The organism is Ramlibacter monticola (assembly GCF_016722785.1).
Classification (GTDB): Bacteria; Pseudomonadota; Gammaproteobacteria; order Burkholderiales; family Burkholderiaceae_C; genus Ramlibacter; species Ramlibacter monticola.
In genome coordinates, this window is the sequence record NZ_JAEQNE010000001.1 from 610,077 (window position 1) to 625,322 (window position 15,246).

The window sequence follows — 15,246 nt, forward strand, 5'->3', positions numbered from 1 at the left end:
GCTCATGCCTTCCGGCTGTTCTGCACGATCTGCTCGATCGCGCCGACGAGCGTCGGGCTGATCTGTGCCTTCCAGCGCGCGTAGGAGCGGCGGGTGGAAACCGTGAACTCCTGCAGCTGCGCGGGAGTGGGCTCGTACACCGCCACGTTCACTGCCGCGGCCTGGCGCAAGTCTTCCGCAAAGAACTTGCGCACCTCGGCGATCTGCGCCTTGGCCGCGGCCTGCGCGGAATCGCGCAGGAGCGCCCGCTCGTCCTTGCCAAGGCCCTCCCAGGTGGAACGCGAGACGGCGAACAGCAGCACCTCGTTCATGTAGTTCCACTTCGTCACGTACTTCTGGCCCAGCATGTTCATCTTGGACGCGAAGAAGAGCTCCATCGGGTTCTCGCAGCCGTCCACGGCGCCGGAGGCCAATGCCGGTTGCGCGTCGGCCCAGCTCATGACGGTGGGGTTGGCGCCCAGTTCCTGGAAGGTGTCGCTCATCATCGGGGACGGCGGCAAGCGAAGCTTCATGCCTTTGAGGTCCGCGGGCGAGTGCACCGGCCGCTTGCTGTTGCTCAGCTGGCGGAACCCGGTCTCGCCGAGTGCAAGCGGCTCGAGTCCCGCGCGCCGGACTGCGTCGAAGTACTGGCTCACGAAAGCGCTGTTGTTCAGCACCGCGTCCAGGGCCTTGTGGTCCGGAAACAGGAAAGGCAGGGAGAAGCAGCCCAACTCACGGGCGGTGCCGCTCCAGTTGCTGGGAGAGCCGCAGACGAGGTCGATGGCGCCCTGGCGCAGCGCCGTGAGCTCGCGGGTGGCGTCACCCTGCACCAGCGAAGCCCCGGGGTACGCCTTGACGTTCATGCGGCCCTGCCCGCCTTCGCGCATCAGTCGCGCCCACGTCTCGGCAGCGCGACCCCAGGCGAAGGCCGGGGGCAGCACGGAGGACATCCGGTATTCGCTCTTGAGCGCTCCCTGGGCCAGGGCAGGCAGCGCAAGCCCGGCCAGGCCGCTGGCCGCGGCGCCCGCGGCCCCGCAAATCAGTTCTCGACGTTTCATCGACTGTCTCTCTCTTTGCTTTCGGTTGGATCGTCTTCAATAGCCCAGGGACCTGGGCAGCCATGTGGCAAGGCCGGGCATGACCATCACGGCCACCATGGCCAGCACGAAGGTGGCCACCAGCCAGGCGGCCCACGGCAGGGTCTTTTCCACGCCCACGCCGGACATGCGGCAGGCCACGAGCAGGTTCACTCCGAGCGGCGGCGTGAAGCAGCCGATGGCCATGGCCATGGTCAGGAGCACCCCGAACCACACCGTGTCCCACTGGAAGGCCTGCATCAGCGGTGCGAGGACGGGCAGGAAGATCAGGAAGATCGGCACGCCCTCGAGCACGGTGCCGACGATCAGGACCGCGAAGATGACCAGGCACATCGTGCCGAAGCTGCCCAAGCCGAGCGCCTGGATGCCGTGCACGATCGGATCGGCCAGCCCCAGGGTGTTGACGCTGTACGAAAAGATGCTCGCCAGCGCGATCACCGTCATGATCACGGCCGACACTTCCGCCGCCTCCCGGAACATTCCCGGCAGGTCGCGAAGGCGCAGCGTCTTGTGCACCACCATGCCCACGAACAGGCCGTAGACCACGGCCGCCACGGCCGCCTCGGTCGGCGTGAACAGGCCGATGCGCATGCCGCCCAGGATCAGCACCGGTGCCGCCAGGCCCCAGGACGCCTCTGCCAGACTCTTCCAGAAAGGCGGCTTGGGCAGCGCCTGGTCCCTCGCGCCAAATCCGTGCCGGCGACTGAGGAGGACGGCCGGCACGATCAGCGCGATGCCCGCCAGGATGCCGGGAATCATGCCGGCCGCAAAGAGCGCGGGGACGCTCGCGCTCGGCACGATCACGCTGTAGACCACGAAGGCGATCGAGGGAGGGATCAGCACATCGGTGGCCGCGGCCGCACCCACCACGCTCACCGCGAAGGGCGCCGGATAACCGGCCCTGCCCATGGCCCCGATCATCACCCCGCCCACGGCGGCCGCGTTGGCGACCGACGAGCCGCTGATGCCGCCGAGAACCATGGCCACGCTGATCGCCACGGCCGGCAGCATGCCCGGGCCCCGGCCGACGCAGGCAGTCGCGAAGTTCACCATCCGCTGGGCGACCCCGGAGCGGTCGAAGATGGAGCCCACCAGGACGAACATCGGCAGCGCCATGAGCGGGTACTTCTCGATGCCGGCCAATGCGTTCTGCGAGGCCGCCAGCAGGCCGAACCAGCTCTGGTCGACGTTGGCCGCGGCGACGGCCGCCATGGCGGCGAGCCCCATGGCCACCCCGATGGGTGCGCCGACCACGATCAGCAGCACGAAGACGCCGAAAAGGAGCCCGCCGATCATGACGATTCCTTCGCGCGTCGCATGCGGATGCCGAGAGCGCGCACCGCGACCAGCGCGCACAGCAGCGCCTCGGGGACGCTCACCCACCAGCGCGGCAGGTTCAATGTGTTGAGCTCTTCGTACCGGATCTCGTCGAACGCCGTCCGCCCCAGCAGGACGGCCAGCGTGGCGAACACCACGACCGTGGCGCCCAGGGACACCAGCGCCATCCCACGCTGCCGCGCCTGGCTGCCGCGGTTGGAAAAGAGGTCGATCCGGATGTGCTGGTTGCGGATCGCGGCGCCGGCCGCACCCGCGAAGACCATCAGCACCATCACGATGACCGACACTTCTTCGGTCCAGGCGAACGACATCTCGGAGAAGTAGCGGACGACGACATTGGCGAGGGTGATCAGCATGAGCAGTGCCATGCAAACCGTGGCCACGACGTCCTCGACGTGCCAGCACGGCTGGTCACCGGCTTCGGCGGACAACTGCTCGATGCCGCTCCCATCCACGGGGAGGATCCCGCTCATTTCGAGCTTCCCCCGGATTGCAGCGCTGCCGCGACCCGCGCCGTGGCGCCCGAGAGATCCCCGAGCTTGGCGCCCGCGCGCATCCTGGCGAGCGCCTCCACCTCGAACTCCTGCATGCCGATGGCCTTGCGGGCCAGCGCTTCGGCCCGATCGCGCGCCAGCACGACGACCCCGGATTCGTCCGCCAGCACCACGTCCCCCGGACACACCACCTGGCCGCCGACCGTGACGGGCACGTTCAGCGCGCCGCCGGTGCCCAGCTGCTTGGTGGTGATCGGCGAGAGACCGCGGGCCCACACCGGGAAGTCGCAGGCACGGATCTCGGACATGTCGGTGGCCGGCCCGTCGATCACGGCGCCGACGACCCCGGCGAGCTTGGCCGCATGCGTGACCATGCCGCCCAGGCAGGCATGGCGGCGATCGCCGCAGCGCTCGATCACGAGGAAGTCGCCGGGACGGGCAATGCTGACGGCGTGGTGCAGCAGCACCGAATCCATGGCGGGAATGCGCACGGTCACCGCACAGCCGACCACCCTGCGGTCGCCGAGCAGGGAACGGATTTCCGGATCCACGAAGCCGTCATGCAGCACGTGGCCGATCGTGGCCGTCTCGACCCGCGCGAGCAGCGCCACCAGGTCCGTCGGCAGGGGCGCCGGAAGGTCATGGACTTCGAACATGATGCGACTCAGGAAAGACGATGGTGCTGGTGGGTCGGGACCTGCGCTCGCACTTGCGAGAGATAGGCCTTGTCCAGCGTCGCGGTCACGATGCCAACGGTGTCGGAGGCCTTGGCGACCACGTGACCCCAGGGATCGGCCACCAGGCTGTGGCCATAGTTGCTTCGGGTGCCGTTGGCGAAGCTGAAGATCTGCCCCGGCGCGGCGACATAGCAGCCGGTCTCGATGGCGCGGGCGCGCAACAGCACTTCCCAGTGGTCCTTGCCGGTCGCCAGCGTGAAGGCGGCGGGAACGATCAGCAGGTCGGCACCGCGATCGCGCAGTGCGCGGAACAGCTCGGGGAAGCGGAGGTCGTAACAGATCGAGCAACCGATGGTCCAGTCACCCACCTTGTAGGTCACGACCTCGCTGCCGGGCGCCACGACATCGGATTCGCGGTAGGCGGTGCCATTCGGCAGGACGATGTCGAACAGGTGGATCTTGCGGTAGCGCGCGATCCGGGAGCCGTCCGCCCCATAGACCACGGTGGTGTTGAAGGCCTTGTCGCCATCTGCTTCGACCAGGCTGCCCGCATGGATCGTCGTGGCGGTCTCACGGGCCAGCGCGGCCATCATCTGGTCGATTTCCCCGAAGTACCGGCCGCTGTCGCGGTGCCGCACGGGGTCGGACCCCATGAAGGCATAGTACTCCGGCAGGACCACGAGGTCCGTCCCGGCATCGACGGCCCGCTGCACGAGCTCGCGCACCGTGTTCAACGACTTCCCCAGATCCTCCTGCGGATTGTTCTGGACCAAACTGACTCTCATGAAACGTCCCCTTGCGGTGTCGGTGAACGCATTATCAAAACGCGTTACTTCAACAACAAACGGGAAATTCCAGAGCCGAAACTCAAGAAAATCTTGATTGGGCGGAGTTCAGGGCAGGCTTCCGTGCTCGGGCGCGACGGTGGACCAGTACTCGCGAGTCACGTCGACCGCGGTCTCCGCCAGGGCGGCGTGCAGTGGCTGGCCATCGGCCTCGAAGTAGGCCAATTGCATCTGGAGGGGAGGAAACGGCTCCTCGACGTCCAGCAGCCGAAGCTGGCCGGAAGCGAGTTCGTCCACGAGAAGCGCCGTCGGAAGCGCGCTGACGCCCACGCCCGCGACCACGAGCCGCATGGTCATCGTCATCGAATTGCAGGCGTAGAGGCGGCGGGGCCCGCCATACGGCGCGAAGAGCGCCCGCGTGAACTCGTAGGGGCTCGAGCCCACCGGATAGCACAGCACCGGGTAGCGCGCCAGTTCGGCCGGCCCGGTGGGCGGGTTGGCCTGCACCAGGGCCGGGTTCGCCACCCAACGCATCGCCAGCGTGAACAGCGGCACCGTGCGCGCGCCGGCGATCGTCAGCCCACGCAGCAGGAAGCCCATGTCGAGGTCGCCGGAGGCCATGCGTTCGGCGATCTGGAGGCTGGTGTCCGAATGCAGGTCGATTTCGACGAGCGGATAGCGCCTCTCGACCTCCGAGAGGAACTGCGGCAAGAGGGTGGCCGCGACGGTGTCGATCACGCCCAGCCGCACGCGGCCCTCCAGGCGGTCGGGCGACACGACGCGCGATGAAAAGTCCGCGGCCGCCGAGAGGAGCCGTTCAGCGGCCGGCAGGATCTCGCGGCCTTTGGGCGACAGCCTGATCCTGCGTCCCGACCTTTCGAACAGCGGGAATCCCAGGTCTTCCTCCAGCGTCTGCATCCGCGAGGAGACGGCCGCCAGCGTGGTGTGCATGCGTTCGGCGGTGCGACTGAAGCTGCCCAGTTTCGCGGCAAGCACGAACGTTTCGATGAATCGGAGGTTCACTGGGAAGACCTGTGGGGGGCGGGAAGCTGCGCGCTCCGCGCACCCCGAAAATGGTACACGACACCCATGCCCGCCCCTCGTGGAGCGGTGGTGCGCGCGTGCCCCGCCCGCCGGTCGCGCGGGCGACACGGCACGGACCAGGCGAGGGACCTCTCTCTTCCTCGCCCCGGCCGCCGCTGCTAGCCTCGCGCTGCCATGCCGAAGACACCCGACGCGCCCCCCGTCCGCCACGACACCCTGATCGCGGGCGGTGGCCTCGCCGGCATCGTGACCGCGCTGGAGTTGCTGGCCGCGGGCCAGCGCGTGATGCTGCTCGAACGCGGCGACGCGTCCGCGCTCGGGGGACTGGCGCTGCAGGCCTTCGGCGGCATGTGCCTCGTCGACACGCCGCTGCAACGGCGCGCGGGCATCCGCGACAGCCAGGCGCTGGCCTGGTCGGACTGGCAGGCCGCGGCGGAATTCGGCGAGGACGACGCCTGGCCGCGCGCCTGGGCCCAGCACTACCTCGAACGCTGCGTGCCCGAGATCTACGAATGGCTGCGCGGCTTCGGCCTGCGCTTCATCCCCGCGGTGCAGTGGGTGGAACGCGGGCTGTTCCGGCCGGGCAATTCCGTGCCGCGCTACCACGTGCTGTGGGGCACCTCGCGCCACATGGCGCGCACGCTGCTCGACGCGCTGGAACATCACCCCCGGCGTGCCAACCTGACCCTCGCGACCGGCCACGAGGTGCAGGCGATCGCACCGGTGCCGGGCGGCGGCTGGCGCTGCCGCGGCACGCTGGCGGCCGGCGGCGCCCCCTTCGAAGCGACGGCCGACCGCCTGGTCGTGGCCTCGGGCGGCATCGGCGGCGACCTTCGGCGCGTGCGCGCGCACTGGCCCGCCGACCTCGGCGCGCCGCCGGCACACCTGCTCAATGGCTCGCACCCGAACGCCGACGGCAAGCTGCACGATGCGGTGCAGGCGGCGGGCGGGCGGCTGACGCACCTGGGCGCGATGTGGAACTACGCGGCCGGCGTGTCCTATCCCTCGCCGCACTTCGAAGGCCACGGCCTCAGCCTGATCCCGCCGCGCTCGGCGCTGTGGCTGGACCCCTCAGGGCGACGCATCGGGCCCGTGCCGCTGGTGAGCGGCTTCGACACCCGCGAGATGGTGGCGCAGATCGCGCGGGCCGGCTGGCCGCACACCTGGCAGGTGCTGAACCGCCGCATCGCGCTGCGCGAGCTGGCGGCCTCGGGCGCCGAGCACAACCCGCTGATCCGCGACCGGCGCGCGCTGGCCTTCGCGTGGCAGATGCTGAGCGGCCGCGGTCCGCTGGCCGACGAACTGCTGGCGAAGTGCCCGGACTTCGTGCAGGCCAGTACCCTGCCCGAGCTCGCCGCGCGCATGAACGCGCTGGCCGGCGACGAGGCCGTGGACCCGGCCCTGCTCGCGCGGCAGATCGCCGGCTATGACGCGCAGATCGCGCGCGGCGAGCGCTTCCACGACGACGACCAGCTGCGCCGCATCGCGCAGCTGCGGCTCTGGCCGGGCGACCGGGTGCGCATCTGCAAGTTCCAGCAGATCGTGGACCCGGCCGCCGGGCCGTTGATCGCGATCCGCTGCCGCCTGCTGGTGCGCAAGTCCATGGGCGGCATCCAGACCGACCTGCACAGCCGCGTGCTGGGCGCCGACGGCCAGCCGCTGCCCGGTCTCTACGCCGTGGGCGAGGCCGCCGGCTTCGGCGGCGGCGGGCTCAACGGCCGCGGCTCGCTGGAGGGCACCTTCCTGGCGGGCTGCATCCTCACCGCGCGCAGCGCGGCCCGGCACCTGGCGACCTAGAGAACCGGAGACGACGACATGAACATGACCGGCGCCCAGCTCGTGCGCTACGCCCTGGAGCAGCTCGGGGTGCGCTTCACCTTCGGCATCCCCGGGGTGCACAACACGGAGATCTACGACCAGCTGGCCTCGTCCACGCAGATCACGCCGGTGCGCGTCACGCACGAGGGCGGCGCCGCGTTCATGGCCGATGCCGTCAGCCGCACCAGCGACACGCCGGGCACGCTGATGATGGTGCCCGCCGCCGGCACCGCGCTGGCCTATGCCGGCATGGGCGAAGCCTTCCTCGACGGCATCCCGATGCTGGTGGTCACGGGGGGCGTCCGCAACGACCACGGCTTCGGCTTCCAGCTGCACGAGATCGACCAGCTGGAGATGGTGCGCAGCGTGACCAAGGGGCGCTGGCGCGTGGCGACGCACGCCGAGATCGTGCCCACGCTGTTCGAGGCCTGGCGGGTCGCCACCGAAGGCGAGCCGGGTCCGGTGTTCGTCGAGGTGCCGGTGAACCTGCAGCTGTTCCCCGGCGAAGTGCCGGACCTGCCCAAGCCCCACGCGCCCCCGGCGCCGCCCGCGCCCGATGCCGCCGCGATCGAGCGTGCCGCGAAGCTGCTGGCCGGGGCCAGGCGCCCGGGCCTGTTCCTGGGCTGGGGCGCGCGCGCAGCCACCGCGGAGGCGATCGCGCTGGCCGAGCGCCTGAACGCCCCCGTGGCCACCACCTTGCAGGGCCTGAGCGTCTTCCCGGCCAGCCATCCGCTGCACGTGGGCATGGGCATCGGCCCCGCGGCGGTGCCCGCGGCCACGCGGGCCTTCGCCGAATGCGACGTGCTGCTCGCCGTGGGCAACCGCTTCGGCGAGATCGCCACCGGCAGCTTCGGGCTCGATCCGCGCTGGGCGCTGATCCATGCCGACATCAACCCCAAGGTCTTCAACGTCAACTACCAGGCGGAGGTGACGATCGCCGCCGACGCGAAGCTCACCCTCGAGGCCCTGCTGCGCGCGCTGCCTCCCTCGGCGCCCGCGCCCGCGGACGATCCTCTGCGCACCCGCATCGCGCAGGACAAGCAGCGCTACCTCGAGGAGTGGCTGCGCCACGACGGCAAGGGGCGCGTCAACCCGGCGCGTTTCTTCCGGGCCCTGCGCCGGCAGCTGGCGGACGACGCCTACCTGGTGGCGGACGACGGCAACCACACCTTCCTCGTCGCCGAGCTGTTCCCGGCCACCCGCAGCGGACACGTCTTCTCGCCCACGGACTTCAACTGCATGGGCTACTGCGTGCCGGCCGCCGTCGGCGTGAAGCTGGCGAACCCCGGGTCCCAGGTGGTTGGCGTGGTCGGCGACGGCGCCTTCCTCATGACCGGCCTCGAGATGCTGACCGCGACCGAACACGGCCTGGGCATCGTCTACTACGTCTTCAACGACGGCGAGCTCTCGCAGATCTCCCAGGCCCAGGCGCTGCCGTACAACCGCAAGGCCTGCACGGTGCTGCCGGAAGTCCGCATGCGCGGCATCGCCGACGCGGTGGGCGCCGCCTTCTTCGAGATGGACAGCGACGCCGACATCGAGCGCGTGATCGCCGAGGCGGACCGGTGCGCGAGCGGAGGCAGGCCGGTGGTCGTGGACGTGCGCATCGACTACAGCAAGCCGACCCGCTTCACCCAGGGCATCGTCAAGACCAACCTGGGGCGCATGGACCTCGGGAACAAGCTGCGGATGATCGGCCGGGCCGCCTGGCGGCGGGTGAGTGTCCCGTAGGCTGGCGGAGGGCGGCGCGGGCCGAACCCCGCCTGCCCCTCGGCGCATAATCCTCGCCCTCCCTGCCCACTGGAATCCAGCTTGTCCATGCCCACCCCGACCGGAGCCGGTCCCCTCACCCCCGAAGACTTCGACGCCCTGGACGACGAGCTCGACTTCATGCGCGAGCAGGACGAAGAGATTCCCCAGTGGGAGTTCTGCGAGGGCTTCCTCGCCGCGCTGCTCTGCATGCGCCGCGAGGTGCCGCCCGAGGAATACTGGCCCGTGCTGCTGGGCGACGAGTTCCGGCCCATGGAACACATGGAGTTCGTCTGGCGCTGGCGGCGCCGCTGGCAGGAAATGGCCACGGCGCTCGACCACCCGGTGGAACTGCTGGATGACGAGCGCACCTACCAGCCCGAGGCGCTGGACACGCGCGGGGCCATGCTGGCCCTGCCACCCGAGGAACGCGGCGAGAGCGATCTCGGCGAGCTGCCGGCCTACGCCCAGGTCTGGGCGCTGGGCTTCATGTACGCCGTGGAGTCCTGGCCCGAGGAGTGGCAGCCGCCGCGCGACGACGAAACGGCGGAGATGTTCGACGGCGCGCTGCACGACGTCGTCGCGCTGACCGAGCCCGACCCGGGCGTGCCGGCCCTCTCGATGTACAGCGAGGACGGGCCGCCCAGCGTCAGCAACGAGCGGCTCGATGCGCTCGCCGCGGCCATCTGGGCGGTGTACGACCTGCGCCAGATCGCGCGCAGCCTGGGCCCGCGCGCGGAACCCGTGCGCAAGGAGCCGGAGCCCGGTCGCAACGACCTGTGCCCCTGCGGCAGCGGCAAGAAGTTCAAGAAGTGCCACGGGGCGGGCTGAGCGGCCCGCCGTGGCGAGGGCTCGCCGTCACCGCGTCCGATCGGGCACGAAATGAAAAAGGCGCCGCGACAGCGGCGCCTTTTTCGTTGCAGCGGCTGCAACTTACACCGGCAGCTTCCGGCTGTAGTCGATCAGCAGCGTCGAGCAGACGAACAGCCCCGCCCCCGCGGCGGCGAACAGCATCATCGCCATGTCGTAGGAGCCCGTGGTCTCCACGATCACGCCCACCAGGATCGGCACGCCGATGCCGGCGCAGTTGCCGCCCAGGTTCATGGTGCCGCCCAGGAAACCGACGCGGTCCTTGGTGCCCAGGATCGAGGGGATGCACCAGAACAGGCCGCACCAGCGCAGGAAGAACAGCGTGACCGACAGCAGCACCACCACCGACACCGGGTCCTTGATCTTGGCGACGCTGTAGATCGCGACGGTGGCGATCACCGAGGCGATGCCGAACAGCGTGCGCAGCACCTTGGCCTGCGAGGCGCCGGCGGCCTTCCACTTGTCGGCGATCCAGCCGCCGATCATCTCGCCCACGAAGCCGGAGAAGAACATGATGAACACGGCGCCGCCCATCTGCTTGATGTCGAAGCCGTGCACCTTGGACAGGTAGTTGGGCATCCAGGTCAGCAGGCCGTAGAACAGCGCGTTGAAGCACATCCAGCCGAAGAACATACCCCAGGTGGAGCGGTAGCGGAAGAAGTCCAGCACGCGGCCGCTGGCCGAGGCGGGCGCGGCGAGCGCGTCCTGCGCATGGGCCGCCTCGATGTAGCGCGCCTCCGCTTCGTTCACGTCGTCGTGCTCGCGCGGATGGTTGCGGATGTAGCGCCAGGCGAACCAGCCCGCGATCACGGTGCCCACGCCGGCGACCACGAAGGACATCCGCCAGGAACCGAAGGTCGCGATCAGGCCCGAGATCAGGATGGCGCCCAGCGCCGCGCCCAGGGGCGCGCCGCCATCGAGCAGGGTCGCGCCGCGGCCGCGCTCGTTCTGCGTCATCCAGATGCCATTGAGCTTGCCGCCCGCGGGATAGATGGGCGCTTCGGCGGCGCCCAGGCCCAGGCGGGTGACCAGCAGGCTCACCCAGCCCGTGCAGGCCGCGGCGATGGCCTGGAAGATGCCCCAGCCCACCGTGGCGCCGGCGATCACCGCGCGCGGGCCGTAGCGGTCCGCCAGCATGCCGCCGGGGATCTGCATGAAGGCATAGGTCCAGAAGAAGGATGACAGCAACAGCCCCTGCGTGGCCGGGCCGATGTCGAACTCCTTGGCGATCAGCGGCATGGCGACCGAGAGCGAGGCCCGGTCGATGTAGTTGATCGAGATGAGGAACAGCATCATCAGGAAGATCTTCCAGCGCACCTTGGTGGGTGCGGCGCTGTCCGCAAGCGGGACGTCGATGGCGACGGCGGGCGGGTTCTTCAAGGGAATGTCTCCGGTGGTCATGGTGAGAGGTCAGCGGCCCGCCGCAAGCAGCGCGGCGATCGCAGGAGGAAGGCCCTGGTTGGGCTTGGCGGGGGGCAAGGCGAAACTGCCGCTGCGGGCGCGCCCGGGCTTCAGGGCGGCCAGCGTCTCGGCATGGCGCACGGCGCTGGAGACGCCGTCCACCACGGGCACCGGCAACTGCCCGTGCAGCGAGCGCGCCAGCCCGGCCAACGGCGCGCCCGCGAGCACGATCACCTCGGCGCCGTCCTCGGCGACGGCGCGCTCGGCCAGCGCCTTCAGCGCCTGCGCGTGCTCTTCCTGCACCCCGCCGATCGCGCTGATCGGGCGGTCGAGCGCGCGGATGCTGGCGAGGCGGCCGCCGAAGCCGTAGCTCTCGACGACTTCGCGGTACCAGGCCTGGATGCGCTGCGAGATGGCGATGATGGAGATGCGGTGGCCCAGCAGATGGGCGGTGGCAAGCGCCGCCTCGGTCATGCCGGTCACGGGCACCGGCAGCAGTTCGCGCAGGCCGGTGAGGCCGGGATCGCCGAAGGCGGCCACGACCACCGCGTCGAAACGCTGGCAGTGTTCGGCCGCGACCTGGGCGGCGGCATAGGCGCCCACCAGCGCCTCGAAGCGGGTCTCGATGTAGGCGACGCCGAAAGGCGCCGTCAGCACCTCGATCTCGGTGCCGGGCGAGGCGCTTCGCCTCGCCTCCGCGCGAATCAGGTCGGAGACGCTGTCGCTGATGTTGGGGTTGACGAGGAGCAGGCGCATCAGGTCCTCCGGGGCAGGAGCGAGGGGGTGCCGCAAGGCAGGAAGCGGCCGCGGCCGGCCGCGCCGGTGAAGCGCTGGCCGTCCCACACCACCTCGCCGCGCAGGAGGGTCAGGCCCGGCCAGGCCTTCAATGGGGTGCCTTCATAGGGCGTGTAGTCCACCGCGTGGTGCAGCCGCTCGTTGCGCACGGTCAGCTCGCGCTCGTCCCACACCACCAGGTCGGCGTCGCTGCCCACGGCGATGGTGCCCTTGCGCGGATGCAGCCCGTAGGCCTTGGCCGGATTGGTGGCGGTCAGCTCCACGAACTTCTGCAGCGTGATGCGCCCGCCCAGCACGCCCTCGGAGTACAGCAGCGCCAGGCGCGTCTCCAGCCCGGGGATGCCGTTGGGGATGTGGCGGAAGGGCACCTCCTGGCCGCCGGGCTTCTTGCCCTGCGGGTCCTCGAACCGGAACGGGGCGTGGTCGGAGGAGAACACGGTGAACAGGCCGTCGGCCAGGCCTTCCCAGATGCGCTGCTGGTTGGCCTTGTCGCGCGGCGGCGGGCTGCACACGCAGCGCGCGCCCTGGTAGCTGTCGTCGATGCCCAGGTCCTCGGCGGTGAGGAACAGGTACTGCGGGCAGGTCTCGGCGAACACCGGCAGGCCCTGGGCGCGCGCCCAGCGGATCTGCTCGATGGCTTCGCGGCCGGACACGTGCACGATCAGGATCGGCACGTCCACCAGCTCCGACAGCGCGATGGCGCGGTGGGTGGCCTCGCGCTCCACCAGCATCGGGCGCGCGTGCGCGTGCCAGCGCGGCGCGGTGCGCCCGGCCGCTTCCAGCCGCTTGGTCAGCCACTCGATGCAGTCGGCGTTCTCCGCGTGGATCATGGCCAGCGCGCCGTGGGTGCGCGCGACATCCAGCACGTCCAGCACCTGGCCGTCGTCCAGCTTCAGGTCGTCGTAGGTCATGTAGACCTTGAAGGAGGTGTAGCCCTGGGCGATCAGCGCGGGCAGTTCCTTGGCCAGCACCGTAGGCGTGGGATCGCTCACGATCAGGTGGAAGGCGTAGTCGACGCTGGCCTTGCCTTCGGCGCGGCCGTGGTAGTCGAGCACCGCCGCTTCCAGCGACTGGCCCTTCATCTGCGCGGCAAACGGGATCACGGTGGTGGTGCCGCCGCAGGCCGCCGAGCGGGTGCCGGTGAGGAAGTCGTCGGCCATCTTTGCCGGACCTTCCATGGGCTGGTCGAGGTGGCAGTGGGCGTCGACGCCGCCTGGCGTGACGGTGCGCCCGGCGATGTCGATCTCGCGCTTGCCGGCGGGCAGCCCTTCGCCCAGGAGCGCGATGCGGCCGCCGCGGACTCCGATATCGCAGACAAAGGTGTCGGCGGCGGTCGCCACGCGGGCGTTGCGCAGCACCAGGTCGAGGGCGTCAGCCATGGCGCGTTCCTTGTGCAAACAAGATTGTCGACAACAACTGGCAGGAGGCACGGCGCACGGAGCTCGATGGGGTCATGGTCATGGCAAGGAAAGACGGTGGGGCCCGGATTGGATTCAGGCTGGTTTCACCCGTGGACGAACTATGAGCCTCGGACCTTGGAGACGCTCTCGGTGTTTACACTAGTGTCGACAATCGGTAGGCAGCATTGTTGAATCCACGGGCCGACATCCGCCATACTGGCATCGCCAACACTGGAGATCCCGCCGTGACAAGACCCTTGCGCCTGGGGGTGCTGACCCCTTCCTCGAACACCGCCCTCGAGCCGCTGACCAGCGCGCTGGCCGCCGCCCTGCCCGGCGCGAGCGCGCATTTCTCGCGTTTCCGCGTCACCGAGATCAGCCTGGACGCCGCCGCGCTCGGCCAGTTCGACGACAGCAAGATCCTGGCCGCCGCCGAACTGCTGGCCGATGCGAAGGTCGACGTGATCGGCTGGAGCGGCACCGCCGCCGGCTGGCTCGGGTTCGACCGCGACCGCCAGCTGGTGGAGCGCATCCGCGAGCGCACCGGCATCCCGGCCACGACGGCCGTCCTGGCGCTCAACGAGCTGATGGCGCTGAAGCAGGTGCGCCGGCTCGCGCTGGTCTCGCCCTACACCCCCGACGTGCAGGAGCGCATCGTGGCCAACTACCGGGCGATCGGCATCGAGGTGGTGGCCGAGCGCCACCTCGGCATCCGCGTCAACTACGACTTCGCGGAGGTCACGCCGCACACCCTGCGCGAACTGATGGACGACGTGGCGCGCGCGCAACCGCAGGCCATCACCACCTTCTGCACCAACCTGCGCGCGGCGCCGCTCGCACCGGCGGTCGAGGCCGCCCATGGCATCCCGCTGCTCGATACGGTGAGCACCACGGTGTGGGGCATGGTGCGCGCGGCGGGTGCCTCGCCGGCGGCGATCACCGGCTGGGGCGAGCTGTTCCAATGGACCTGAGCCCGGCGGTCTCTAGAATGGCCGGGCATTCCCACGCAGCACGCCCCCATCGTTCCATGCCCGCCCCTGTGCGCAAGACGCCCGCCAACCCCGCCGAGCGCGAGAACACCGTCGACGAGATCTACGAGCGGGTCTACGTCGCCATCCTCGAACACCGCCTGCAACCCGGCACCAAGCTGGGCGAGGAGCGCATGGCGGACATCTTCGGCGTGAGCCGAGCGCGCATCCGCGAGGTGCTCGCGCGGCTGGCGCACGAGCAGATCGTGGAACTGTTCCCGCAGCGCGGCGCCTATGTGGCCAAACCCAGCACCGAGCAGGCGCGCGACGTCTTCGAGGCCCGCCGCCTGATCGAGCCCGCGGTGGTGCGCCGCCTGGTGGACACCCACACCCCCGAGAAGATCCAGCGGCTGCGCCAGCACGTGGAACTGGAAGCCGACGCCCGCCGCCGCGGCGACAAGCGCGCCGTGATCCGCCTTTCGGGCGAGTTCCACACGCTGCTGGCCGAACTGGCGGGCAATTCGGCGCTGGCGCGCAGCATGCGCGAGCTGTGCATGCTCACTTGCCTGACCATCCTCCTGTACGACGCGCCCACCGCCCAAAGCTGCCGCGACGACGAGCACCAGATGATCATCGATGCGGTGGCCAGGCGCGATCGCGCGCGCGCCGAGGAGATCATGCTGGACCACCTCGATCACATCGAAGGCAGCCTGCAGCTCGATCAGGGCAACGGCGAGGCGGACCTGGAGGCGATCTTCCGGGGCTGATCCCGGGGCGGCGGACCCGCCGCCCTGCACGGTCCGTATGGGACCTTGGTCCCATCCATGGCGA

At 70.0% G+C, this 15,246-nt stretch carries 14 protein-coding genes; 5 read left to right on the top strand and 9 right to left on the bottom strand.

Annotated elements, in window-relative coordinates; all coding sequences use genetic code 11:
• Positions 1–2: 2 nt before the first annotated feature.
• The 6 genes from dctP to JJ685_RS02785 form a co-directional block, all read right to left on the bottom strand.
• Entirely contained in the window at positions 3–1,037 is a 1,035-nt protein-coding gene (dctP, locus tag JJ685_RS02760) for a TRAP transporter substrate-binding protein DctP (RefSeq protein WP_201672634.1), read from the bottom strand.
• Positions 1,038–1,073: 36 nt separating this feature from the next.
• A complete protein-coding gene (locus JJ685_RS02765) occupies positions 1,074–2,372 on the bottom strand; it encodes a TRAP transporter large permease (protein ID WP_201672635.1) in 1,299 nt (432 codons plus the stop codon).
• Positions 2,369–2,887: a TRAP transporter small permease gene (locus JJ685_RS02770; protein WP_201672636.1), complete on the bottom strand. Its 519-nt coding sequence runs from the start codon at positions 2,885–2,887 to the stop codon at positions 2,369–2,371. The genes JJ685_RS02765 and JJ685_RS02770 overlap by 4 nt, the downstream gene beginning before the upstream one ends.
• Positions 2,884–3,564, bottom strand: a complete 681-nt coding sequence (locus tag JJ685_RS02775; RefSeq protein WP_201672637.1) for an RraA family protein — start codon at positions 3,562–3,564, stop codon at positions 2,884–2,886. The genes JJ685_RS02770 and JJ685_RS02775 overlap by 4 nt, the downstream gene beginning before the upstream one ends.
• 8 nt (positions 3,565–3,572) lie before the next feature.
• Entirely contained in the window at positions 3,573–4,370 is a 798-nt protein-coding gene (locus JJ685_RS02780) for a carbon-nitrogen hydrolase family protein (protein WP_201672638.1), read from the bottom strand.
• Positions 4,371–4,478: 108 nt separating this feature from the next.
• Entirely contained in the window at positions 4,479–5,393 is a 915-nt protein-coding gene (locus JJ685_RS02785; protein WP_201672639.1) for a LysR family transcriptional regulator, read from the bottom strand.
• Positions 5,394–5,588: 195 nt separating this feature from the next.
• On the opposite strand from JJ685_RS02785, the gene JJ685_RS02790 reads away from it, so the two are divergent.
• From JJ685_RS02790 to JJ685_RS02800, 3 genes are all read left to right on the top strand, one after another.
• A complete protein-coding gene (locus JJ685_RS02790; protein WP_201672640.1) occupies positions 5,589–7,211 on the top strand; it encodes an FAD-binding dehydrogenase in 1,623 nt (540 codons plus the stop codon).
• A gap of 18 nt (positions 7,212–7,229) precedes the next feature.
• Entirely contained in the window at positions 7,230–8,963 is a 1,734-nt protein-coding gene (locus tag JJ685_RS02795; protein WP_201672641.1) for a thiamine pyrophosphate-binding protein, read from the top strand.
• Positions 8,964–9,050: 87 nt separating this feature from the next.
• Positions 9,051–9,812 carry a YecA/YgfB family protein gene (locus JJ685_RS02800; protein ID WP_201672642.1) on the top strand — a complete coding sequence of 254 codons (762 nt, stop codon included), beginning with the start codon at positions 9,051–9,053 and terminating at the stop codon, positions 9,810–9,812.
• A gap of 102 nt (positions 9,813–9,914) precedes the next feature.
• On the opposite strand, the gene JJ685_RS02805 is transcribed toward JJ685_RS02800, so the two are convergent.
• From JJ685_RS02805 to hydA, 3 genes are read right to left on the bottom strand one after another with little or no spacing between them, the layout of a single operon-like run.
• Positions 9,915–11,237: an MFS transporter gene (locus JJ685_RS02805; protein WP_408015457.1), complete on the bottom strand. Its 1,323-nt coding sequence runs from the start codon at positions 11,235–11,237 to the stop codon at positions 9,915–9,917.
• 24 nt (positions 11,238–11,261) lie between these two features.
• The gene (locus tag JJ685_RS02810) at positions 11,262–12,008 is read right to left on the bottom strand and encodes an aspartate/glutamate racemase family protein (RefSeq protein ID WP_201672644.1); all 747 of its coding nucleotides are present in this window, start codon (positions 12,006–12,008) and stop codon (positions 11,262–11,264) included.
• The gene (hydA, locus tag JJ685_RS02815) at positions 12,008–13,426 is read right to left on the bottom strand and encodes a dihydropyrimidinase (protein ID WP_201672645.1); all 1,419 of its coding nucleotides are present in this window, start codon (positions 13,424–13,426) and stop codon (positions 12,008–12,010) included. The genes JJ685_RS02810 and hydA overlap by 1 nt, the downstream gene beginning before the upstream one ends.
• A gap of 266 nt (positions 13,427–13,692) precedes the next feature.
• Here hydA and JJ685_RS02820 point away from each other — a divergent pair, with 266 nt between their 5' ends.
• Both JJ685_RS02820 and JJ685_RS02825 read left to right on the top strand, forming a co-directional pair.
• Positions 13,693–14,418 (top strand): aspartate racemase/maleate isomerase family protein, encoded by a 726-nt coding sequence (locus JJ685_RS02820; protein ID WP_201672646.1) that lies wholly within the window; start codon positions 13,693–13,695, stop codon positions 14,416–14,418.
• Positions 14,419–14,474: 56 nt separating this feature from the next.
• Positions 14,475–15,182, top strand: a complete 708-nt coding sequence (locus tag JJ685_RS02825; protein ID WP_201672647.1) for a GntR family transcriptional regulator — start codon at positions 14,475–14,477, stop codon at positions 15,180–15,182.
• Positions 15,183–15,246: the final 64 nt, after the last annotated feature.